This is a genomic window from Alistipes communis (assembly GCF_006542665.1).
GTDB classification, from domain to species: domain Bacteria; phylum Bacteroidota; class Bacteroidia; order Bacteroidales; family Rikenellaceae; genus Alistipes; species Alistipes communis.
In genome coordinates this window covers 1,542,616-1,564,604 of the sequence record NZ_AP019735.1, presented here as the reverse complement: position 1 = coordinate 1,564,604, position 21,989 = coordinate 1,542,616, and the positions used below count along the sequence as shown (strand labels likewise).

Genomic DNA, 21,989 nt, shown 5'->3' with positions numbered 1-21,989 from the left:
CGACTACAATGGATATTCAGATCGAACGAAAAAAAGGACTTCGCATCCTGTTCGCCAAACGGAGTCTCCCCTATTGGGGCGGTATGCTCTTCCTGCTCTTCGCCGCATGGCTGTTGCTGCGCGACAACGCCTCGACGCTGCGTGTCGATGCCGGCACGCTCTCGGTCGCTGAAGTGACGCAGGGCGATTTCAACGACTACATCCGCGTGACGGGACAGGTTGAACCCATTACGACGGTTCAACTGAGTCCGCTCGAAGCGGGTGTCGTCGAACGGCTCGTGGTCGAGGAGGGAGCTTCGGTCCGCAGGGGCGACGTGCTGGTGGAGCTGAGCAACCCTTCGCTGACGCTCGAAATCCTCAACAGCGAAGCCGAACTGGCCGAGAAGCAGAACCTGCTGCGCAACACGCTCATCTCGATGGAGCAGGAAAAGCTCACCCTGCGGCAGAACAAGGCGCAGCTCGATCTCGACGTGGCACGCAAGCGGCGCGCCTTCGAACAGAACGACGAACTCTACGCACACCGGCTCATCGCCCGCGAAGAGTGGTTGCAGGCCAAGGAGGACTGGGAGCTGGCCGAGAAACAACGCGAGCTGAACATCGAGCGGCAGATACAGGATTCGCTCTACCGCACCGTACAGGTCGAACAGATGGAAGATAATCTGGCCAACATGCGGCGCAACATGCAGCTCATCCGCCAGCGCATCGGCAACCTCGCCGTCAAATCGCCGATCGACGGCGAGATCGGCCTACTGGACGTCGTGCTGGGACAGTCGGTCGCATCGAGCCAGAAGATCGGACAGGTCAACGATCTCTCGGACTTCAAGGTCGAAGCGCAGATCGACGAAATCTATATCGACCGCGTCCGCACAGGCCTCGAAGCCTCCTTCGAACGGCAGGACTCCAACTATCGCATGCGGCTGCGCAAAGTCTATCCCGAGGTGCGCAACAACGTATTCCGCGCCGATTTCAACTTCACGGGAGCCTATCCGGCCAATATCCGCAGCGGGCAGACCTACTACCTGCATCTGCAACTGGGACAACCCACCGAAGCGGTTCTCATCCCGCGCGGCACCTTCTACCAAACCACGGGCGGCGCATGGATCTACGTCCTCTCGCCCGAAGGCGACCGCGCCTACAAGCGGCCGATCCGCATCGGCCGCCAGAATCCGCAGTATTACGAGGTGCTCGAAGGACTGCAACCGGGCGAGCGGGTCATCGTCTCGGGCTACGAGTCCTACGGCGCCAACGACGTACTGCTGCTGAACCGCCGAATAAAATAACTCCGACCATCCAAAACAACGCTTTCGTCAAGCCGAGCGCAGATCCGAACTTGTTCGGACTATGCCGAGGCGGGAAAACGAAAAAAGAAATTCAACCATTATGTTCCGACAACTCGACTTCCGTTCGTTTTTCAACTTCCTGGGGCGCAACAAGCTCTACACGGCCATCAACATCTTCGGCCTCTCGCTGTCGCTCATGTTCGTCATCCTGATCGCGGACTACACCGTCCGGCAGTTCACCGTCGACAGCTTCCACTCGAAGGCCGGCAGGATCTACGTCGTAAGCAACGAAAACACCGTCGCCAGCGCCTATTTCCTGCAAAAGCATCTTCTGGACCGCTATCCCGAGATCGAAGCCACCTGCGCCGTATCGTTCGAAGATCACCATACCGTAGAGGCGGACGGCAAGCTGGCACTGGCCGACGTACTCTACGCCGACACGACCTTCTTCCGCATCTTCGACTTCGAACTGGCCGCCGGCGACAGGCGGCAGGCGCTCGCCGCACGCGACAACGTCGTCCTCTCCGAATCGTTCGCGCGCCGGATGTTCGGCGACGCCGATCCCGTGGGGCGTTCGCTCGTCGCCGAGGGGAAGAGCTACACCGTCAGCGCCGTGATGCGCGACATCGAGCGTTCGGTCATCCCGCCGGTCGACCTGCTCTACCGCGGCGATCTGCTGACGAAGAAGAACAATAACAACGAAAGCATGAGCAATGTAGGGTCGTGCTGCACCTTTCTGCTGGCACGCGAAGGGGCCGACCTACGGGCCAAACTTCCCGACATGCTCGACTATTTCAAAACGATCTATTTGCCTTACACCCGCGACTTTTACCGGCAGGTAACGCTCCTGCCCCTGCGGGAGGTCTATTTTTCGCCCCTCGACAGCTACGGGAACCTCTCGTCGGGCAACCGCTCGTTCGTGACGATCCTCATGGCAATCGGCATCGTCATCCTGCTCTTCGCCGTCATCAACTACGTCAACCTGACGGCCGCACAGACCGGATTCCGCGCCAAGGAGATGGCCACGCGCCGCCTGCTGGGCGCGACGAAAGGGGAAGTCGTGCTCAAACTGATCCTCGAATCGACTCTGATGTGCTGCACAGCATTCGCCGTCGCCTTTCTGCTGGCCGAAGCGGCCGAACCCTACGCCGCAAGGCTGCTCGGCGCGAAGATCGACATCTCGGCGGCAGCGACACCGGAGCGGATCGCATGGTACGCACTGTTCCTGCTCGCGCTGGGCTTCGTTTCGGGCATCGTGCCGGCGACGCTGGTAGCCCGCTACAAACCCGTGGACGTCATGCGCGGATCGTTGCGGCACCGCACGAAGCAGGTATACAGCAAAGTGCTGATCGTCATTCAGAACGCAATCACCGTCGCGATGCTCGCCACCTCGCTGACCGTCTATGCGCAGACACGCCACCTGATCGACGCGCCGCTGGGATACGACACGAAAGACATTCTCATGCTTCGCCACGATATATTCGACGGCTACGACCAGATGCGCCGGCTGCGCGACGAACTGCGCAGCGAACCGTCGGTCGAAGCGGTCGCATTCAGCACTGCGACACCGCTTACGAAAGGTTCGAACTGGACGATGCAATATGACGACGGGCGCATGATCTCGTTCGAATATTTCGTCGCCGACTCGGTCTTCTTCCGCATTCTCGGCCTCGAACTGCTGCGCGACAACCATACCGAAGGATGGGGGTTCAACCAATACGCATTCAAACAGATGGATATCCCCGAGGATACGTCCGGCGTCCGCTTGGCGAACATAGAGGACCCCGTTTCGGTCGCCGGCATCTACCGCGATTTCCGGTTCGGATCGGTGCTCGAAAAACCGACGGCGATGATCCTGTGGAACATCGGCGACTTCGATCGCTTCTGGAACGGGAAAAAACTCTCCGCACCCCGCTTCCCGGGGTACATGCTCGTCAAGACGCGCGGAGACCACGACGAGGCTTACGCCACCATCCGCAGCATTTTCGAACGAATCAACGACGACGGATTTTTCGAGGGGCGTTATTTCGAGCAGCAGATCGCCGACTTCTTCGCCGACGAACAACGCACGCTGCGCATCGTGGGGATCTTCACGCTGGCTGCGATCCTCATCTCGGCGCTGGGGCTGCTGGCCATGTCCACCTACTACATGCAGCAGAAACAGCAGGAAACAGCCGTACGCAAGGTCTTCGGAGCGACGCGGCGCGAGATGCTCCGACGGCTGGTGGGCAACTTCATGGCACAGGTCGCCGTCGCATTCCTCATCGCCGTACCGGTCGCATGGTACGCCCTCGACCGCTGGTTGCAGGATTACAGCGTCCGCATCCGGCTCGGCGCGTGGATTTTCCTCGCAGCCGGCGCATTCGCCGCGACCGTCGCACTGGCCACCGTCTTCTGGCAGAGCAGCAGAGCCGCTGCCGCGAACCCCGTCGACGCACTCAAAAACTGACCCGCTCGGCGATACCGTTCACCCAAAAACGAATCACAACCAATCAAATCATTCCGTCATGTTGAAAATCGAAAATCTTCGGAAAGTCTTCCGGACGGACGAAATCGAAACCATTGCGCTCGACAACGTATCGTTCGCAATCGAAAAAGGCGAGTTCGTCGCCGTCATGGGGCCTTCGGGATGCGGCAAATCGACGCTCCTGAACATCCTCGGCCTGCTCGACAATCCCACATCCGGCAGCTACACCCTGCTCGGGCAGGAGGTCTCCGCTTTCCGTGAAAAGGATCGCACGCTGTTCCGCAAGGGCAATATCGGCTTCGTATTCCAGTCGTTCAACCTCATCGACGAACTCAACGTCTTCGAGAATGTCGAGCTGCCGCTCATCTATCTGCGCGTGAAGGCTTCGGAGCGCAGACGCCGCGTGACCGAAATTCTGAACCGCATGAACATCTCGCACCGCGCCAAACACTTCCCGCAGCAACTCTCCGGCGGTCAGCAGCAGCGCGTAGCCATCGCACGCGCCGTCATCGCCAACCCGCAGCTCATACTGGCCGACGAGCCGACCGGAAACCTCGATTCGAAAAACGGACAGGAGGTAATGGAACTTCTTTCGGAACTGAACCGCGAAGGGACGACGATCATCATGGTCACCCACTCGCAGCACGATTCGACCTACGCCCACCGGGTACTGCACCTCTTCGACGGTACGCTGGTCAAGGACCTGACGAACAAACTCTGAACGCCGCCGCAAGAAACGCGGTCGAAAATCTCACAACGCGAAGACCGCAAGCAATTCTGTTGCTTGCGGTCTTCGGTGTGCCCAGGACAAGACTCGAACTTGCACGAACTAAACGTTCACTACCCCCTCAAAGTAGCGTGTCTACCAATTTCACCACCTGGGCTTTTTAAAACAGGCCGCGGCGTTCGGCATCGAACCCTTGGCGCATGTTCGCGAAACACACGGTTTCGGAGTGCAAATATAGACAGGATTTTGTTAAGCACAAAATTTTCAACCGATTTTTCGGAAAAAATCCTATCTTTGACTGCGTCTTAGATACTCCGTCTCGGCATAATCAAGCTAACGCTTGCTTCTGCACTCGACTTTTCGTATCTTTGTATTACCGAACTTCAAGGCAGGCAGGCCGCATTCCGGCAGAAGCGACCGCCGCCGGAGTCCGGCCCGCATCGTTCCCGCCGGCGGAGCCGCTCCGTCCGCAGGCGATGCCGACCGCCGAAAACCGATATTCGAAACAAATAAAAACGATTCACCGAAATGAAAAAACCGATTCTGACCGCCCTGCTGCTCCTCGCCGCAGCCGCCGTCTTCGCGCAAAGCGAGTACAATTTCCAGCGCCGTTCGCTCTTCGAGAAACTGCCCGTGACCTCCAAGGACATCGTATTCCTGGGCAACAGCATCACCGACGGCGGCGAGTGGAACGAACTGCTGGCCAATCCCCGCGTCAAGAACCGCGGCATCAGCGGCGACCGTTCGAGCTGGATGCTCGACCGGCTCGATCCGATCGTCGGCGGGCAGCCCCGCAAACTCTTCCTGCTGATCGGCACCAACGACCTGGCGGCCGGTACTCCGGCGGCGGAGGTCGTCGCCAACGTCCGCAAGATCGTGGAGCGCTTCCAGAGCGAATCGCCCCGCACGAAACTCTATGTGCAGAGCGTCTTTCCGGTCAACGACTCGTTCAAGAAATACGCTGCCAAACACGGCCGTCACGACGCCGACATCGTGGCCGTGAACAAGGGCCTGCAAGCGCTGTGCGCCGAGAAGGGGATCGTCTACATCGACCTGTGGACGCTGCTGGCCGACAAGAACGGCAAGCTGCGCGCCGACCTGACCAACGACGGCCTGCACCTGATGGGCGAGGGCTACATCGTCTGGCGCGACGCGGTGCTGCCCTATGTGAAATAGAACGATCCGCCCGTCCCGAAACGAAAGGGAGCGCCCGCATGCGGGCGCTCCCTTTCACGCTATTCCGCGCTTACTCCACCCACTGCACCCGTTCGACGGATTCGCCCGCGGGGAGCGGTTTGGGTTCGAAATCGGAGTAGCCCAGCGCGATGACGCACAGCACGCCGCACCCCTCGGGAATCGGCAGGAAGGTGCGCAGGTAGTCGACGGCCTGCTCGCCGTCGGGCCGTTCCTTGCTGCGGGGACGGCCGTTGACATGCACCCAGCACGATTTCAGACCGGCGTCGACGAGCGCGAGTTGCAGGATCGTAGCCGCGATGGCCGCATTGTCGACCCACAGGTCGCTCGCCGCACGATCGCCCATCACCACCACGGCCGCCGGAGCACCCGCGAGCGGCACGGCGCCGTAGTCGCGCATGGCAGCCATACGGTGCACCGTCGCGGCGTCGCGCACCGCCAGAAACCGCGTCGAACGGCTGTTGCGCGACGAGGGGGCGTGCAATGCCGCCTCGATCGCCTGCGCCAATACTTCGTGCGGGACCTCCTCGTCCCTGAATTTGCGCACGGAACGCCGTGCCTCGATCACCTGCTGAAAGTCCATAAGCGGAATGTTTTCGATTTTCGAGACAAATATAGGACGCAAACGCAAAAAACCGGCCGCAGACGGGCGGTTATTTTCATTTTTTGCGTACTTTTGTCGTGCAGGCTCGCCTTGTCGCTGCCCCTCGCGGGGGAGAGGAAAGTCCGGGCAACGCAGAGCACCGTCCAAGCTAACGACTTGATAGCCGTGAGGTTATAGGAAACGTAACAGAAAACGACCGCCCCTGCTTGCAGGGGTAAGGGTGAAAAGGCGGGGTAAGAGCCCACCGCGGCGGCAGTGATGTCGCCGGCCGTACGTCTGACGGGTTGCAAGACCGTGTATACCGGCAGTTAAGGGTTGCTCGCCCGATGTCGGGGGGTAGGTTGCTGGAGGCGGCGGGCGACCGCCGTCGTAGATAAATGACAGGGGCTCCGCACCGGAAGCGCGCAGCGGAGTACAGAACCCGGCTTACAGAGCCTGCTAAAACAAAAGGATGCCTTCGGGGCATCCTTTTTTCCTTAAAAACGGTAGCGATTCCACGCTCCGCTGCATTGCGTCCGGATCGACGATCTCCAAACGGGCGGCCCCGCATTCCGCGGGATTCGGGCAGGGCGAAACTACGGATCGGTGCAACGAAAAAGGGAGCGGTCGAACCGCTCCCCTCCGATTGCAGGCCGCCGGCCGGTCAAAGTCCCATCTTCTTGCGGATCGGCTCTGGAATAGCCTTCTTGTTGACCATGACCGACATCGTCTTGTAGGCCACGAAAGGACGCGAGAAATAGTAGTACCCGTCGTAGGGAGGACGCACGCCCCACGAATTCTTCACCTTGTAATAGTCGTTGCCCGCCTGGTCGACCGCCGTGCCCATGATCTGCATACCGTGGTCGTCGGTGGTCTCGTAGTTGTCGAACGCCTCCTGACGCATCTGCTGCGTGATGACGCGCTCCTTGCCGGGCTTGTCGAACTTGTAGAGCGCCGCCTCCTTCTCCTTGTCGGAGAGTTTGCCCCAGCGCTCGGCGTCGGTGCCGCTCATGCTCGTAAGGTCGGCCTCGGGCACGATGCCGATCGCCTTCGTGCGGCTGAAACCCTTCTCGCTCACGTCCGTCCCCCAGAGCACCGTATAGTCGTTGGCCAGCGCATTGTCCACGACGGCCATCATCTCGTCGAGAGGCAGGTTCCAGACCGTTCCCCACATCCAGTTGTCGGGCACTTCGAGGATGAACTCCTCGTAGAAGGGGTGGTGCGTATAGGAGCTGATCTCGACGTAGTCGTCCATGTCGAGCCCCAGCGATGCAGCGAACGACTGCGGCGTATACTCCTTGCCCTTCCAGGTGAATTTTTCGGGTTTGGGACCGAGATAGGCGTCCAGAACGGCATCCAGGCCGCGCTGCCAGGCCGTCGTCAACTTGTCGCCGGCGATCACGGCGTCCATATACCCCTTGACGACGCGGTCGATCTCCGTGAAGTCGGGCAAGTCGGTGCCGTAGCAGAGACCCGGATAGACCTCCGTCGGCACGATGCCGTATTTCTTGATCCCGTCGGTCACGTCGCGCGAACCGCCGCCGACGGCCAGATTGAGCGAACCGTGCATACGGGCGTACTTCACCGCCTTCTCGAAATAGGCGTTGCGCACGATCCACATCGCCGACAGGTCGTACTCTCCGCCGCCGTTGCGCAGAATCTCGCTTTCGAGAAACGCGAGGGCCGAGTAGGCCCAGCAGGTGCCGCTGCGGTTCTGGTTCTTGACCGAAGTCACTGGGAGGGTCTTCACGTCGGTGAAACGATACCCCTCCTCCTTTTGCTTTTGCTGTTCCTGCGCCCCGACGCCCGCCGCGAGCAGCGCCAGAAGGGCCGTAAAAAGGATTTTCTTCATAAGTCGCATGAGTTTCGTTGAATTACGTCATTTCTTCGACGCGGCGACGATTTTCAGGCACTCGTCGAGCGTCAGTTCTTCGGGCTTCGTCCCCTTCGGGATGCGGTAGTTCTTTCCCTTGTAGGCGATGTAGGCACCGTAGCGGCCGTTCTTGACCAGCATGTCGGGATCTTCGGCGAAGCTCCGAATCGGCGTGTTGGCCGCCGTCCGCTGCGCCTGATGCGCCTTGATAAGTTCCACGCCGCGTTCGAGCGTCAGCGTGTAGGGATCGTCGCCCTTGGCCAGCGAGGCGAAGGTCGACTTGCCCCAGCGCACGTAAGCGCCGAAGCGCCCCAGCCCGACGACCATCGGCTCGCCCTCCCATTCGCCCAGCGTGCGGGGCAGGGCGAAGAGCGCCAGCGCCTCGTCGAGCGTGATCGACTCGATGAGCTGCCCTTTTTTAAGCGAGGCGAAACGGGGTTTCTCCTCGCCTTCGCCCTCGATCTCGACCATCGGCCCGTAGCGGCCGATGCGGGCCTTGACCGTGCGTCCCGTCTTGGGATCGGCACCCAGCACGCGCGCCTGCCCGTGTTTGTCGGACTGCGTCTCGATCGCCGTATCGACCATGCGGTGGAACGGCCCGTAGAAAGCGGCGATCATCTTGTCCCACGTGATGTCGCCCTCGGCCACGCGGTCGAACTCCTTCTCGACGTTGGCCGTGAAATTATAGTCGATGATCGGTGCGAACTGCTGTTCGAGGTAGTCGTTCACCAGCATACCGATATCGGTGGGTTGCAGCCGGTTCTTCTCCTTGCCGAAGCTCTCGCTGAGCGTCTTGGCCGACACGCTGCCGCCCGCGAGCGTCAGTTGTTCGTAGGTGCGCTTCTGCCCCTCCTTGCTCTGCTTGACCACATAACCGCGGTTGATGATCGTCGTGATGGTCGGCGCATAGGTCGAAGGGCGGCCGATGCCCAGCTCTTCGAGCCGCTTGACCAGCGACGCCTCGTTGTAGCGCGCCGGCGGCATCGTGAAACGCTGCGTGGCCGTAATGGTCTGATAGAGCACCTCGTCGCCCGCAGAGAGTTTGGGCAGCAGCCCTTCGCTGTCCTCGGCCGGCTCCTCGTCGGTCGACTCCGAATAGAGCCGCAGGAAACCGTCGAAACGCACCACTTCGCCCGTGGCGACGAACTGTTCGCGGCGGCCGTCGATCGCGATCGTGATCGTCGTGCGGTCCAGCTCGGCCGAAACCATCTGCGAAGCGACCGTGCGCTTCCAGATCAGGTCGTAGAGCCGCTTTTCGGCCGGCGTACCCTCGATCGCCTGCCGCTCGATATACGACGGGCGGATCGCCTCGTGCGCCTCCTGAGCCCCTTTGGTCTTGGTCTTGTAGTTATGGTACGACGAATACTTCTCGCCGTAGAGATTCGTGATCTGCTCCTTGCACTGCGCCAGCGCCAGCGTCGAGAGGTTCACCGAGTCGGTACGCATGTAGGTGATGAGACCCTGCTCGTAGAGGTGCTGCGCGACGGACATGGTCTGCGAAACCGACATCCCCAGCTTGCGCCCCGCCTCCTGCTGCAACGTGGAGGTCGTGAAGGGCGGCGCGGGATAGCGCTGCACGGGCTTCTCTTCGACCTTGGCCACCGTGAAGGTCGCGCCGACGCAGCTGCGGAGGAACGCCTCGGCCTCCTCGCGCGACTCGAAGCGCGTCGGCAGCTCGGCCTTGAAGAGCGTCCGATCCTTGTCCCCGGCGGCATGGAACTGCGCCACGACGCGGAAATAGGGGGTCGACCGGAAGGCGATGATCTCGCGTTCGCGCTCGACGAGCAGCCGCACGGCGACACTCTGCACGCGACCCGCCGACAGCGACGGCCGCACCTTCTTCCACAGCACGGGCGACAGCTCGAAACCGACCAGACGATCCAGCACGCGGCGCGCCTGCTGGGCGTTGACCAGATTCATATCGACCGTCCGCGGGTTCTCGATAGCCTCCAAAATGGCCCGCTTCGTAATTTCGTGGAAGACGATCCGCTTCGTCCCCTCGACCGGGAGACCCAACACTTCGGTCAGGTGCCATGCGATGGCCTCTCCTTCGCGGTCTTCATCGGAGGCGAGCCACACGGTCCGGTCCTTCGCGGCGCGCGTGAGTTCGTCCACGACCTTGCGTTTATCCTTCGGGATCTCGTAAACCGGCGCGAACCCGTCGGCGAGATTGATTCCCAGATCCTTTTTCGAGAGGTCGCGAATATGGCCGAAGCTCGACTTGACCATGAAATCCTTACCCAAGAACTTCTCGATCGTCTTGGCCTTGGCCGGCGACTCGACGATAACTAAATTTTCCTGCATCGTAAATCGTTTATACATGCGAAAACCTAAGTATCGCAACTTAGGTTCGCAAAAAGCAATGTGTAACTGCCGTCTCTATTTTATCAGCGTATAGGTCAACTCCATGTGGATCGGGGCGTTCTCGCCGGCCTTGATCCCGCCCTGCAACGCGATGCGGTTGAAGGTGAACAGATCGGTGGCCCCCGGCGCCAGATAGAGCGTCATCATCCGCTTCTGGGCCTCGGTGTACTGCCGCTCGCCCGTTTCGGGATCGATCGGCGCCTCCTGATACGCCCGCCACAGGCGTTGTATATGGCTCGAAATATTGAGCGTGTAGCATCCCAGGCTGCGGTTCAGATAACCGCCGTAGGGAAGCGTCACCTCGTACTGCTGTTCGTAATCGTAGGCGTAGTCGGACACGGGCGTCAGCGTCTTGAAATCGGTGTAGAGGCCCAGCCGGCTGATCGACGCATCGAAACGTTCGATCACCTTCTGCGAGAATCCCTGCTCCCAGCCGCCGTCGGTCACGCCGTCCACGTAGATCGAGAGCAACGCCTGGTTGATCGCTACCGTCCGGTACCCTTCGTCCTCCTGCTCGGCCTGCAACTCGCCCAGCACGGAGAGGAACTCGTCGGTAAGCGTCAGCTCGACGAGCGCGCCGCCCATTCCCTCGACATAGCCCAATTCGAAGGGCTGCTGCGGCTCGACGGTTCCGCCGCCGGGCTTCTCGACAATCGCGTCGTAATCGATATAGCGCGTGTTGGTGCGCTCGACGGTGTTGACCGACACGTTGCCGTAGGTGGTCGCGTATTCGTCGTAGAAATAGAAGAGCGTCTGCAACGTATCGCGGATCAGCGTCGCATCGACCGAATCGCGGTTACGCCCGTAGAGCATCATGCCCGACTCGGCAAGCGTGGTGGCGAAGGTCGCGCCCGTGGTGCCGTTGAAATCGAGCGGCAGAATGGCCAGGCCGCAGAAGTAGTTCACCCACAGCGAATCGTTGGTATAGACCGTCGAGTCGTTCTTGTATTTGCCCTCCTGCATCATCAGCTCCTTGACGTAGTCCAGCCCCGCCGGCGTCGGCTCCAGCGTGACGGCCGTCGTGGCGGGCCCCGTCGTCGTCCCGTCGGGGAAGGTGAAGGTGAACAGCGGGTCGTTCTCGTCGACGCAGCCCGCCGCCACGGGATTGAAACTCGTGAAGAAGGTCGTATCGGTCGTGCCGTCGCCGTTGCCGTCGTTGTCCTTCAAATAGTCGTTGTTGAGAATCCGGTAGACGCCGAAGCGCTGCGGCTGGAGCGTGTCGCCCGCATACGAGGAGACGCTCAGGAGCAGTTGCAGCGAATCGAAGATCGGCCGGTAGCCGTACCAGTTCTTGCGGTCGGAGATCGACGCCCACAAATACTGGGTCATGAACCCGACCTTGCGTATGCCGAAGGTGTCGCTCTTGGTCGTACCGAAATAGCCGTAGGAGAGATTGGACGACTTGACGGAGTCGCTCATGAACATCCGGGCTTCGAAGCCTTTGCGGATGCTGTGCAGGCGCATCTCCATCTGCTGGTTGCCGGGCACGAGTTCGTACCCCAGCGTATCGTCGACCTCCGTACAGCCGGCAAAAGTCAGCATTCCCGCCACGCCCAGCACCAAAACGGCGTTGAGCCACTTGCGAACGCCTCTATAATTCTTCATAGAACTTATTATAATTATCGAATCCCTCCGCCTCCGGCGCCTGATACTCCAATACCGGCTTGCCGCTGCGGCGGGCATACTCCGCCAGGGCGGCATCGACCCCTTCCGAAGCGAGCACGATGCCGTCGGCATAGTCCATAACGAAACGCATGAGGTTTTGGTATGACGAATTGTCGAGAATTTTCAGATTTTCGTCCTGCACGCCTTCGTGTTCCACCTTGGCGCGGAAACCGGCGTCGAGTTCGCCGGGGAAGGCGTCGTCGTAGAGCGACACGGCGATCTTCACGTCGCGGAAGACGGGATCGTCGGCGAACATGTGTTTGAGGTAGATCGGAACGACGGCCGAGAACCAACCGTGGCAATGCACGACGGACGGGTTCCAGCGCAGTTTCTTGACCGTTTCGAGCACGCCGCGCGCGAAGAAGATGGCGCGCTCGTCGTTGTCGGCGAACCACCCCGCATCGTCGGAAAGCACCGCCTTGCGCGCGAAATAGTCGTCGTTGTCGATGAAGTAGATCTGCACGCGGGCGGTCGGGATCGACGCCACCTTGATGATGAGCTGATGGTCGTTATCGTCGATGATCAGGTTCATGCCCGAAAGCCGGATCACCTCGTGAAGCTGGTTCCTCCGTTCGTTGATGCAACCGTAACGCGGCATGAACGTCCGGATCTCGTTTCCCCGCTCCTGCATCGCCTGCACCAGCTGCCGGCACAGCGCGGACTGCTCGGACTCCGGAAGGTAGGGGAAAATCTCCTGACAAACGTATAATATCTTTCCTGCCATCGCCAATGTGAGTTTATTTTACAAAGGTAGTGAAAATTTTCCGAAAAACCGCGCAGGGCCGGAAATCCGCACTCCCGCAGCCTCAAAGGAGCAGCATCGCGTCGCCGTAGGTGCCGAAGCGGTAACCCTCCTCGCGCGCGATCTTGTAGGCGTTCATCACGCAGTCGTATCCGCCGAAAGCGGCCACCATCATCAGCTGCGTCGAATAGGGCAGGTGAAAGTTGGAGACCATCGCGTCGGCCACCGTGAACTCGTAGGGCGAGAAGATGAACTTGTTGGTCCAGCCCTCCCCCGCATTGATCGTACCGTTGGTCGAAACGACCGTTTCGAGCGTCCGCATGACCGTCGTCCCGATCGAAACGACCTTGCGGCCGTTCCGTTTGGCGCGGTTGACGGAGGCGGCCGTCGCATCGTCGACGATGTACTGTTCGGAGTCCATCTTGTGCTTCGACAGATCCTCGACGTCCACCGTGCGGAAATTCCCCAGACCGGCGTGAAGCGTCAGGAAAGCGCGTTCGACACCGCGGATCTCCATGCGCTTCATCAGGTGTTTCGAGAAGTGCATCCCCGCCGTGGGAGCCACCACGGCCCCCTCCTTCGCGGCGAAGATCGTCTGGTAGCGTTCGCTGTCCTCCGGTTCGACCTTCTCGCGCACCCAGCGCGGAAGGGGCGTCTCGCCCAGTTTGAAGAGCGCCGTCTTGAATTCGTCGTAATCGCCGTCGAACAGGAAGCGCAGCGTGCGGCCGCGCGAAGTGGTGTTGTCGATCACCTCGGCCACCATCAGGTCGTCATCGCCGAAATAGAGCTTGTTGCCGATACGGATCTTGCGCGCCGGATCGACCAGCACGTCCCACAGACGCAGTTCGCGGTTCAACTCGCGCAGCAGGAAGATTTCGATCTCGGCGCCGGTCTTCTCCTTGTTGCCGTACAAACGGGCCGGAAAGACCTTCGTGTCGTTGAAGACGAACAGGTCGCCCTCGTCGAAATAGTCGATGATATCCTTGAAAATACGATGCTCGATCGTGCCCTTGGCACGGTTCACCACCATCAGACGCGCCTCGTCGCGGTTCTCGGCAGGGTACTTGGCCAGCATCTCCGGCTTGAACTCGTACCCGTACTGTGATAATTTCATTGTCGGAAAGTTGAATTTGACCCTTCGTTTTCCACGCCCGGCACAGTTCGAAAGCGGTCTTGCGCCCGCACCGGCCGGATCTGTTTCTCTATCGCAGAAAACACAAAACAATCAAGGTATATACGTCGGAAAAACTATTTTGTTTCACTCTCCCCTCAACTTTTTCAGAAAATCATCCAATTGCCATGCCGCTTCGACGTCGTGCGTACCGCTGCGCGTGCGACGCAGCGAGGTGAGATAGGCGCCGCTCGACAGCGCTTCGCCGATCTCGCGCGCAAGCGAGCGGATATAGGTTCCCTTCGAACAGCGCACGCGGATCGTCAGCTCCGGCAGACGGCATTCTAGCAGCTCGATGTCGTAGATCGTGACGAGCGACTGCCGCATCTTGACCTGCTCGCCGGCACGGGCGAACTCGTAGGCGCGCGTTCCCTCGATCTTCTTGGCCGAATAGAGCGGCGGCGTCTGCAACCGCTCGCCCACGAGCGAGGCGAGCGCCCGTTCGACCTCCGGTCGCGTGATGTGGTCCGTCGGGAAGGTCCGGTCGACCGTGTGTTCGCGGTCGAAGCTGGGGGTCGTGGCACCCAGCCGCACGCCGGCTATGTACTCCTTCCGCTCGGCCTGCAAGGCGTCGACCCGCTTGGTCGCCCGTCCGATGCAGACCAGCAGAACTCCCGTGGCCAGCGGGTCGAGCGTACCGGCATGGCCGACCTTGATCCTGCGGTAACCCGCCTTGCGCAACTCGAACTTCACCTTGCGCACCACGTCGGTCGAACTCCAACGGTAGGGCTTGTCGATCACGGCGACATAGCCCTCCTCGAAGTTCACCCGCTGCAAATCGGTACTTTCCATCGCCTTACAGCACATAGGAGAGGATCGACACCGTACCCGCCGCCGCGCAGTAAAGCGCGAACCAGACGAGTTTGCCGCGTTTGACGATCTCGATCATGAACTTGCAGGCCAGACACCCCACGACGAAGGCCGCGACGAAACCGGCCGCCAGCGGCGCCGAGCCGATCGCCTGCGCGCCGAGGTTGCCCTTCATCAATTCCAGGAAGGTTTCGCCCAGGATCGGAGCCAGCACCATCAGGAAGGAGAACTGCGCCACCGTCTGCTTGCGGTTGCCCAGCAGCAGCCCCGTAGCGATCGTCGATCCCGAACGCGACAGGCCGGGCAGCGCCGCCACGGCCTGCGCCACACCGATCAGGAAGGCGTCGCGGTAGGAGAGCTGCGCCTTCTGCCGGGGCTTGGCGTAGTAGGCGAAAGCGAGCAGCGCCGCCGTCACCAGCAGCATACACCCCACCACGAGCAGGATCGCCGGCGACTCCAAAAGGGCGTCGAGCCGGTCTTTGAGCGTGAAGCCGACGATCCCGATCGGAATCATCGACAGCAGGAGTTTCAGCACGTAGGCCTGCTCCTCGTTGAACCGCCGCGAGAAGAGCCCCCGCAACAGGCGCGCCACCTCGCTCCACAGCACGACGATCGTGCTGAGTACCGTAGCGGCGTGCAATGTCACGTCGAAGAGCAGGTTCTGTTCGATCTCTACCCCCATGAGCGCCTTGGCGATTTGCAGGTGCCCGCTGCTCGACACGGGCAGGAACTCGGTAAGCCCCTGCACGATGCCCAGGATAATGGCCTCTATCGTATCCATCTTCTACCAGCGTTTGAGGATGGCGTAAATTTCGAATGCGAAACCGCCGATGACCAGAATCGGCGCCAGCGTGATGCGCCGCCACGAAAACATGGCGTAGTTGAACTCGTCGGGCGAGTCGCTGCCGCCGCCCGACATGAGGATCATCCCCAGCAGAATGACCGCCGCCCCGACGAGCAGCAGCACGTAATTTTTCGCCGAGAGCGGCATCTTGGCGTCGTTGGGATCGCCGATTTCATTGAATTTTTTCATTGCGTATCGTCTGTTTATCAATTTCCTCTACACGGGCGGCAGCCCGACAAAACGGTCCTTGTTCCCGCCGGCCGACCGCAGCCGAAGGGGCAGACCTGCGGAACGAACTCCCCGAAGTCCCCTCCGAGGAGGAAATTCAGGAGAGGGTAAAATCCGGAAACACGGTCGCGGGCCGTGACTACGCCCGTACGAAACCGGATACCGAACCCATTTCTGCTCAAACGTCCGACCCCTCAATACAAGTGTATCTTGTCCGATCTCATGTCGACGAACCGGTTGACCGATACGGCCGTAAAAAGCAGCGCGAGCGCCACGCCGCCGGCCATCATACTCCCCACGATGATCATCGCCTTGGTCATCGCCGCGAGCGTCGTCAGTTCGGGCAGGGCCGCGCTCAACCCGTAGAGCGCTACGCCGAACAGCGCCGAAGCGCCGGCCCCTGCCGCCAGCCCCTGCCAGACGCTGCTGGCCAGAAAGGGCCGCATGATGAACCACTTGGTCGCGCCGACCAGCTTCATCGTATTGATGAGGTAACGCTTCGAGTAGATCGAAAGCCGGATCGTATTGCTCAGCAGAATCAGCGAAATGGCCAGCAACGCCGCAGCGAAGACCGCCAGCACCAGCTGGATCTTGTTCACCGTGGCGTGCATCCGCCGGATCATCGGCAGCGGGCAGGTCGCACGCTCCACGCCCCGCATCCCGCCGGCCTTGGCCATGAAGGCGTCGAGCCGCACCGAGTCGGCCGACTCGGCCGAGAGGTGCACCTCGAAACTGTCGTTGAGCGGGTTTTCGCCGAGCACCTCCTCGATCTCGTTTTCGAACATGTGGCGGAACTCCGCGTCGCCGATCTTCGTCTGCTTCGAGACGAATTCGATGTCGCGCACCATCTCGTCGCCGCGCAGGCGGCGTTCGATCTCGCCGCGCCGCAGCGAATCCACCCCGTCCGCCAGTTCGACGGTCACCGTCACGCTCTCTTGAAGCGTCCGCGCCACACGCAGCGCGGCCGTCATCAGATACCCCACCGAACCGAGCAGGAACAGCACCAGCGCCATGCTCACCGTCGAGACGATGTAGGAGTTGCGCACGCGCCGTTTGAGTCGCTTGTTGTCTTTCATCGCTTTTTTCGTTTATACCACTCCGCAGCGGCCAGTCCGGCGATCAGGAGCAGGATCGCCGCCGAGCAAAGCCCCGTCACCCCCTCGACCGCTCCCCAGTGCGGCGCACGGAACCGCCACTCGACCGTATGATCGCCGGCCGGAAGTTCCAGGGCGCGCAGCAGGTAATCGGCACGGAAATAGGGTGTCTCGACGCCGTCCACCCAGGCCGTCCAGCCCTTGTCGTAGAAGATCTCGGAGAAGACCGCCGTGGCGGGCGCCGCGGAGGCGTATTCGTATTTCAGATAGTTGGGGCGGTATTCCGTGAGCCGGATCGTACCGCCGAGCGTATCGACCGCCGGAAGCGCCCCTTCGCGGGCACCCGTCATGCGGGCATAGTCGGCGGGGTTGACCACCGCCTGACGGCGCAGGTCGGCCGTCGCCAGCGCCGCCAGCTCCTGCTGCGGCGTCGAGGCCGTCACGACGTCGCGCACCAGCCACGCCGCACCCTGCGCCGTCGCGCGCAGATGCGCTTCGGGCCGCCCGTCGGCGCCCGGCAGGATGAGGTAACGGGTATTGAGCATGTCGAGCACCGCTTCGTCGTTCGACGAGAGGTAGCGGTCGATCACGTCCTGATAACGCGACATCTTCGCGCCGTGGTAGCCGCCCACCGAACGGTGGTAGTAGCTCGTCGTGGCGTCGTTGAAGGGGCTGACCGTGAGGTTCAGCACACGGAAGCCGGGCGTCGTGTCGCCGAGAATCAGCTTGTCGGCCCCGCTCGGCGTCCACTGCTGCCGGCGCGGCGACACGAAGTCGTCCGACGACAGGTAGCGCACGTCGACACCCCACAGATCGGCCGCGACTAGCACGCCCGCAAGCGCGACGGCCGCACCGCGCCACGCCGGACGCACGATCATCAGCCCCACGGCGGCCGCCGTGAGGAGCACGAAGAGCAGCGACCGCCAGGCGTCGGCCGTCATCATCGCGGCCCGCTCGTCGGCCATCGCCGCACCGACCTCCTCGCCGATCGTCGCGTCGAGTCCCTGTCGCAGCAGATCGTCGGCGCCGTTGGCCTGCAAAATACGGTTGAACTGCGCGGTCATCTGCTCCACGGCGGCCTCGCGGCCGAAATCGAAGAGCTGGCCGCCCACTACGGCGAAGAGCAGGCACAGCCCGCCCGTGACGCCCGCGGCCCACGCCAGCGCACGGCGCAGCCGCGCAGCCGGAAGCTCCGCGCACCAGAGCCGCTGGAGCGCCAGCGCCGCCAGCAGCGGCACCGTCCACTGCACGACCACGAGGGCCATCGAGACCGTGCGGAACTTGTTGTAGCCGGGAAGGTATTTATAGGCCAGTTCGGTCAATCCCATGAAGTGATGCCCCCACGCCAGCAGCAGCATGACGAGGCTCGCCGCCACGATCCACCAGCGGTCGCGGCCGCCGACGAGCAGCACCCCCAGCAACGCCAGGAAGAGCGCCGCGGCGCCCAGATAGGTGGGCCCGCCGGTGTAGGGCTGTTCGCCCCAGTAGGCGGGGAGCTGCTGCGCCGCCTGCGCCATGCCGTAGGGCGTCAGCGCCGCGGCGACGGGGCCGTCCTCCGAGAAGGCGCGGGCCGAGTCGCTGCCCATGAAATCGGGGATCAGCAGGTTCCAGCTCTCGGCACGGCCGTAGCTCCACGCCGTCGCATAGGCCAGATCCAGCCCGCCGCTCCCGGCATCCCCGGCCGCCAATTCCGAACCGCTGCGCGTGGTATCCTTCGCGTGCTGGGCGGTGTACCACAGCGGTGCGAAGTTCGAACCGAGCGCCAGCAGCCCTGCGGCCGCCAGCACCGCCGTACGTTTGGCGAAGGGTTTCAAGAGTTTCTCCCGCAAGGCGACGATGCCTTCGCTGAGCCAGAACAAGGCGGCCGCCAGCAGGAAATAGTAGGTGATCTGCGGATGGTTGGCGCCGATTTCGAGCGAAGCGAAGAGCGCCGTGAGCGCTCCGCCCCACCCCGGACGCCCTCCGCGCAGCGTCATCCAGATGCCGCCCATCATCGGCGGCGCATAGACCAGCGCCCACATCTTGGTCAGGTGCCCCGCCCCGATGATGAGCAGGAAATAGGTCGAAAGGCCGTAGGCCAGCGACGGCACGATTCCCACCCACGGATCGATCTTCATCATGCGGAGCATCACCCAGAAGGCGCACATGGCAAAAAAGATGAGTCCGGCGGGGATCGGCACGGCCCGCGTCAGCGGTACGGCCGCATCCTTGACCAGTTGTGCGGGATAGCGCACGTCGACCAGATAGGCGGGCATACCGCCGAACATCGAACCGATCCACTGCGGGTCTTCGCCGTAGGCCTCGCGCGTCCGATGGATCTCGCGGCTCGCCCCTTCGTACTGACGCACATCGTGTTGCGGCAGCACGTCGCCGCCGAACTGGGGCGCGAAATAGAGGGCCGCCAACGTGAAGAAAAGGAGTACGGCCACGGCCGCCGGCAAGAATTTTCTGAATAGAGTGGTCATAGCAGCGATTGTTCGTCGGTTCAAAGGTACGAAAAGTCGAGCGCAGAAGCAAGCGGCAACTTGATTATGCCGAGACGGAGTACCTAAGGCGAAGCCAAAGATACGAATAAGCCGAAGGCCATGCAAATAAATTTGCATTTGCTCGCGCTTATTCCTATCTTTGTCCTACAAAACGTCACCCGAGCTATGGTTACACTCGATGCGATACGCGGCCCCGTCGCGCAGGAACTGGAAGAGTTCGATGCGTTCGTCCGCCGGAATTTCAAGGTGGAGAACGAATTGCTTTCGGGCATGGTCGACTACATCCTCTCCTCGCGCGGCAAAGGCGTACGGCCGCTGCTGGTACTGCTTTCGGCGGCGTTGAACGCGCCCGCCGGCGGGCGCGGCATCGGGCAGCGCACCTATCTGGCGGCGATGCTCGTCGAGATCATCCACACCGCCTCGCTCATTCACGACGACGTGATCGACGAAGCGGACACCCGCCGCGGCCGCGCATCGGCCAACGCCAAATGGCAGTCGCGCAACGCCGTGGTGCTGGGCGACTATCTGCTGGCGCGCAACATGGAGCTCGGGATGCGCAGCGGGCAGTACGACCTGGTCTCCTACGTCATCGCCTCGATCGCCACGCTCTGCGAAGGCGAGCTGCTGCAAAGCGACCGCGCCGAGCGCATGGAGATCACGCGCGACGCCTACCTGGAGATCATCTACAAGAAAACGGCCAGCCTGCTGGGCATCAGCGCCGGCGTGGGGGCGCTCTCGGCCGGCGCGAACCGCGAACAGGTCGCCCGGATGCGCCGCTTCGGCGACGCGCTGGGCATGGCGTTCCAGATCCAGGACGACATCCTCGACTTCACGCGCGGCGCCGAGACGGGCAAGCCGTCGAACAACGACCTGCGCGAACACAAGATCACGCTGCCGCTGCTGCTGCTGCTCGACCGTGCCGACGCGGCGCGGCGCGACGAGCTGCTCGCCCTGCTGGCACGCTGCCGCGAGGACGAAGCGGCGGTCGACGCCCTGCAACAGGCCGTCGAGGAGCAGGGAGGCTTACAGGAGGCGTCGAAAGTGATGCAGAGCTACCTGCAACGGGCGACCGCGCTGCTGGCCGAATGGCCCGACGGTCCGATCCGCTCGGCCCTGGTCAACTTGTGCGCCTACGTGGCCGAACGCAACCGATAACGGAGAAAACCAATCTGAAATACTTTATGGAAACACAGAAAAAAAACTACGTTCTGCCCATTGCGATGATGTTCGCGCTCTTTGCGATGATCTCCTTCGTGACGGGGCTCCAAAACCCGATGGGAATCATCGTCAAGAACCAGTTCGGCGCGTCGAACTTCATGTCGCAGCTCGGCAACGCGGCCAATTTCATCGCCTACGCCTTCATGGGTCTGCCGGCGGGCCTGATGCTCCAGCGCATCGGCTACAAGAAGACGGCGCTCGCTGCCGTGGCCGTAGGCTTCATCGGCGTCGGCATCTCTTATCTTTCGGGTCTGATGTCCAGTTTCAGCGTCTATCTGATCGGCGCCTTCGTTTCGGGTTTCTCGATGTGTATGCTCAATACGGTGGTCAACCCCATGCTCAATACGCTGGGCGGCGGCGGCAACCGCGGCAACCAGCTCGTGCAGTTCGGCGGTTCGCTCAACTCGCTGGCCGCCACGATCGTTCCGGTGCTGGTAGGTTATCTCATGGGGAACGCCGCACAGGCCACGATCAGCAACGCCGCACCCGCCCTGTTCATCGCCATGGGCATCTTCGCGCTGGCCTTCGTCGTGATGCTCGTGATGGAGATTCCCGAACCGTTCGCCCTGACGAACGAAAAGTCCGCCGAGAAGAACGAGCACAGCGCGCTGTCGTTCCGCCACTTCGTCCTGGGCACGGTAGCGATCTTCGTCTATGTCGGCGTCGAGGTGGGTATTCCCAACTTCGCCAACCTCTTCATGACTACCGACCTCGGGATCGACACCACCGTGGCCGGTTCGGTCGTCGGCACTTACTGGTTCCTGATGCTCATCGGCCGCTTCGCGGGCGGTCTGCTCGGCGCCAAGGTCTCGCCCAAGGCGATGCTTTCGACCGTTGCGTCGGCAGCCTGCCTGCTGGTCGTCTGCGCCATGCTCTGCCCCGTAAGCGCAGTGGTGAGCATGCCCGTCTTCCAGAGCGACATTTCGTTCGGCATGGCGCAGGTTCCGGTCAGCATCATGCTGCTCGTCCTCTGCGGCCTGTGCACCTCGGTGATGTGGGGCGGCATCTTCAATCTGGCCGTCGAGGGACTCGGCAAATACACCTCGGCCGCTTCGGGCATCTTCATGGTGATGGTCTGCGGCGGCGGCATCCTGCCCCTGATCCAGGGTCTGGTGGCCGACCACGCAGGTTACATGATGTCCTTCTGGGTGGTCTTCGCCGGTGTGCTCTACATCCTCTACTACGCACTCGCCGGACACAGGAACGTCAATACCGACATCAAGGTGGACTGAACCGTCTGCCG

The 21,989-nt window shown here is 61.7% G+C and carries 17 protein-coding genes, 1 tRNA gene and 1 other RNA gene; 7 read left to right on the top strand and 12 right to left on the bottom strand.

Annotated features, from left to right (window positions below):
• The first annotated feature begins 8 nt into the window (after positions 1 to 8).
• From FMF02_RS06465 to FMF02_RS06455, 3 genes are all read left to right on the top strand, one after another.
• The gene (locus FMF02_RS06465) at positions 9 to 1,280 is read left to right on the top strand and encodes an efflux RND transporter periplasmic adaptor subunit (RefSeq protein WP_141412557.1); all 1,272 of its coding nucleotides are present in this window, start codon (positions 9 to 11) and stop codon (positions 1,278 to 1,280) included.
• A gap of 100 nt (positions 1,281 to 1,380) precedes the next feature.
• A complete protein-coding gene (locus FMF02_RS06460; RefSeq protein ID WP_141412556.1) occupies positions 1,381 to 3,729 on the top strand; it encodes an ABC transporter permease in 2,349 nt (782 codons plus the stop codon).
• 58 nt (positions 3,730 to 3,787) lie between these two features.
• A complete protein-coding gene (locus FMF02_RS06455; RefSeq protein ID WP_019130603.1) occupies positions 3,788 to 4,468 on the top strand; it encodes an ABC transporter ATP-binding protein in 681 nt (226 codons plus the stop codon).
• A 78-nt stretch (positions 4,469 to 4,546) separates the two neighbouring features.
• On the opposite strand, the gene FMF02_RS06450 is transcribed toward FMF02_RS06455, so the two are convergent.
• Positions 4,547 to 4,631 (bottom strand) — tRNA-Leu (locus FMF02_RS06450).
• A gap of 371 nt (positions 4,632 to 5,002) precedes the next feature.
• On the opposite strand from FMF02_RS06450, the gene FMF02_RS06445 reads away from it, so the two are divergent.
• Positions 5,003 to 5,650: an SGNH/GDSL hydrolase family protein gene (locus tag FMF02_RS06445; protein WP_141412555.1), complete on the top strand. Its 648-nt coding sequence runs from the start codon at positions 5,003 to 5,005 to the stop codon at positions 5,648 to 5,650.
• Positions 5,651 to 5,720: 70 nt separating this feature from the next.
• On the opposite strand, the gene FMF02_RS06440 is transcribed toward FMF02_RS06445, so the two are convergent.
• A complete protein-coding gene (locus FMF02_RS06440) occupies positions 5,721 to 6,251 on the bottom strand; it encodes a nitroreductase family protein (RefSeq protein WP_141412554.1) in 531 nt (176 codons plus the stop codon).
• A 98-nt stretch (positions 6,252 to 6,349) separates the two neighbouring features.
• Between FMF02_RS06440 and rnpB the strand changes: the two genes are divergently transcribed.
• An RNA gene (gene rnpB / locus FMF02_RS06435) (RNase P RNA component class A) lies at positions 6,350 to 6,717 on the top strand.
• Positions 6,718 to 6,915: 198 nt separating this feature from the next.
• On the opposite strand, the gene FMF02_RS06430 is transcribed toward rnpB, so the two are convergent.
• From FMF02_RS06430 to FMF02_RS06385, 10 genes are all read right to left on the bottom strand, one after another.
• The gene (locus tag FMF02_RS06430; protein ID WP_141412553.1) at positions 6,916 to 8,103 is read right to left on the bottom strand and encodes a C1 family peptidase; all 1,188 of its coding nucleotides are present in this window, start codon (positions 8,101 to 8,103) and stop codon (positions 6,916 to 6,918) included.
• Positions 8,104 to 8,130: 27 nt separating this feature from the next.
• Positions 8,131 to 10,428, bottom strand: a complete 2,298-nt coding sequence (topA, locus tag FMF02_RS06425; RefSeq protein ID WP_019130607.1) for a type I DNA topoisomerase — start codon at positions 10,426 to 10,428, stop codon at positions 8,131 to 8,133.
• Between the two features lie 75 nt (positions 10,429 to 10,503).
• Positions 10,504 to 12,093, bottom strand: a complete 1,590-nt coding sequence (locus tag FMF02_RS06420; protein ID WP_162502281.1) for a DUF4270 family protein — start codon at positions 12,091 to 12,093, stop codon at positions 10,504 to 10,506.
• Positions 12,080 to 12,877, bottom strand: a complete 798-nt coding sequence (locus tag FMF02_RS06415) for a glycogen/starch synthase (protein ID WP_141412551.1) — start codon at positions 12,875 to 12,877, stop codon at positions 12,080 to 12,082. The genes FMF02_RS06420 and FMF02_RS06415 overlap by 14 nt, the downstream gene beginning before the upstream one ends.
• A gap of 82 nt (positions 12,878 to 12,959) precedes the next feature.
• Complete coding sequence (gene queA, locus FMF02_RS06410) at positions 12,960 to 14,009, bottom strand: tRNA preQ1(34) S-adenosylmethionine ribosyltransferase-isomerase QueA (RefSeq protein ID WP_019130610.1); 1,050 nt, start codon at positions 14,007 to 14,009, stop codon at positions 12,960 to 12,962.
• 144 nt (positions 14,010 to 14,153) lie between these two features.
• Positions 14,154 to 14,858, bottom strand: a complete 705-nt coding sequence (truB, locus tag FMF02_RS06405; protein WP_141412550.1) for a tRNA pseudouridine(55) synthase TruB — start codon at positions 14,856 to 14,858, stop codon at positions 14,154 to 14,156.
• 4 nt (positions 14,859 to 14,862) lie between these two features.
• The gene (locus FMF02_RS06400) at positions 14,863 to 15,657 is read right to left on the bottom strand and encodes an undecaprenyl-diphosphate phosphatase (RefSeq protein ID WP_019130612.1); all 795 of its coding nucleotides are present in this window, start codon (positions 15,655 to 15,657) and stop codon (positions 14,863 to 14,865) included.
• Between the two features lie 3 nt (positions 15,658 to 15,660).
• Positions 15,661 to 15,909: a DUF3098 domain-containing protein gene (locus FMF02_RS06395; RefSeq protein ID WP_019130613.1), complete on the bottom strand. Its 249-nt coding sequence runs from the start codon at positions 15,907 to 15,909 to the stop codon at positions 15,661 to 15,663.
• A 233-nt stretch (positions 15,910 to 16,142) separates the two neighbouring features.
• Positions 16,143 to 17,024, bottom strand: coding sequence for a cell division protein FtsX (locus FMF02_RS06390; protein ID WP_019130614.1), 882 nt, complete (start codon positions 17,022 to 17,024; stop codon positions 16,143 to 16,145).
• Positions 17,021 to 19,507: a putative glycosyltransferase family protein gene (locus FMF02_RS06385; RefSeq protein ID WP_179952789.1), complete on the bottom strand. Its 2,487-nt coding sequence runs from the start codon at positions 19,505 to 19,507 to the stop codon at positions 17,021 to 17,023. Before FMF02_RS06385 ends, FMF02_RS06390 begins: the two co-directional genes overlap by 4 nt.
• Before the next feature lie 186 nt (positions 19,508 to 19,693).
• Here FMF02_RS06385 and FMF02_RS06380 point away from each other — a divergent pair, with 186 nt between their 5' ends.
• Positions 19,694 to 20,683, top strand: a complete 990-nt coding sequence (locus FMF02_RS06380) for a polyprenyl synthetase family protein (protein WP_141412549.1) — start codon at positions 19,694 to 19,696, stop codon at positions 20,681 to 20,683.
• Positions 20,684 to 20,709: 26 nt separating this feature from the next.
• Positions 20,710 to 21,978 (top strand): MFS transporter, encoded by a 1,269-nt coding sequence (locus FMF02_RS06375; RefSeq protein WP_141412548.1) that lies wholly within the window; start codon positions 20,710 to 20,712, stop codon positions 21,976 to 21,978.
• The last annotated feature ends 11 nt before the right edge of the window (positions 21,979 to 21,989 follow it).

Excerpts from the sequence above, each read along its gene's own strand:
- topA (WP_019130607.1), bottom strand. The coding sequence starts at position 10,428 with ATGCAGGAAAATTTAGTTATCGTCGAGTCGCCGGCCAAGGCCAAGACG.
- queA (WP_019130610.1), bottom strand. The coding sequence starts at position 14,009 with ATGAAATTATCACAGTACGGGTACGAGTTCAAGCCGGAGATGCTGGCC.
- FMF02_RS06440 (WP_141412554.1), bottom strand. The coding sequence starts at position 6,251 with ATGGACTTTCAGCAGGTGATCGAGGCACGGCGTTCCGTGCGCAAATTC.
- FMF02_RS06385 (WP_179952789.1), bottom strand. The coding sequence starts at position 19,507 with ATGACCACTCTATTCAGAAAATTCTTGCCGGCGGCCGTGGCCGTACTC.
- FMF02_RS06395 (WP_019130613.1), bottom strand. The coding sequence starts at position 15,909 with ATGAAAAAATTCAATGAAATCGGCGATCCCAACGACGCCAAGATGCCG.
- FMF02_RS06445 (WP_141412555.1), top strand. The coding sequence starts at position 5,003 with ATGAAAAAACCGATTCTGACCGCCCTGCTGCTCCTCGCCGCAGCCGCC.
- FMF02_RS06415 (WP_141412551.1), bottom strand. The coding sequence starts at position 12,877 with ATGGCAGGAAAGATATTATACGTTTGTCAGGAGATTTTCCCCTACCTT.
- FMF02_RS06420 (WP_162502281.1), bottom strand. The coding sequence starts at position 12,093 with ATGAAGAATTATAGAGGCGTTCGCAAGTGGCTCAACGCCGTTTTGGTG.
- FMF02_RS06460 (WP_141412556.1), top strand. The coding sequence starts at position 1,381 with ATGTTCCGACAACTCGACTTCCGTTCGTTTTTCAACTTCCTGGGGCGC.
- FMF02_RS06375 (WP_141412548.1), top strand. The coding sequence starts at position 20,710 with ATGGAAACACAGAAAAAAAACTACGTTCTGCCCATTGCGATGATGTTC.
- FMF02_RS06465 (WP_141412557.1), top strand. The coding sequence starts at position 9 with ATGGATATTCAGATCGAACGAAAAAAAGGACTTCGCATCCTGTTCGCC.
- truB (WP_141412550.1), bottom strand. The coding sequence starts at position 14,858 with ATGGAAAGTACCGATTTGCAGCGGGTGAACTTCGAGGAGGGCTATGTC.
- FMF02_RS06430 (WP_141412553.1), bottom strand. The coding sequence starts at position 8,103 with ATGAAGAAAATCCTTTTTACGGCCCTTCTGGCGCTGCTCGCGGCGGGC.
- FMF02_RS06400 (WP_019130612.1), bottom strand. The coding sequence starts at position 15,657 with ATGGATACGATAGAGGCCATTATCCTGGGCATCGTGCAGGGGCTTACC.
- FMF02_RS06390 (WP_019130614.1), bottom strand. The coding sequence starts at position 17,024 with ATGAAAGACAACAAGCGACTCAAACGGCGCGTGCGCAACTCCTACATC.
- FMF02_RS06455 (WP_019130603.1), top strand. The coding sequence starts at position 3,788 with ATGTTGAAAATCGAAAATCTTCGGAAAGTCTTCCGGACGGACGAAATC.
- FMF02_RS06380 (WP_141412549.1), top strand. The coding sequence starts at position 19,694 with ATGGTTACACTCGATGCGATACGCGGCCCCGTCGCGCAGGAACTGGAA.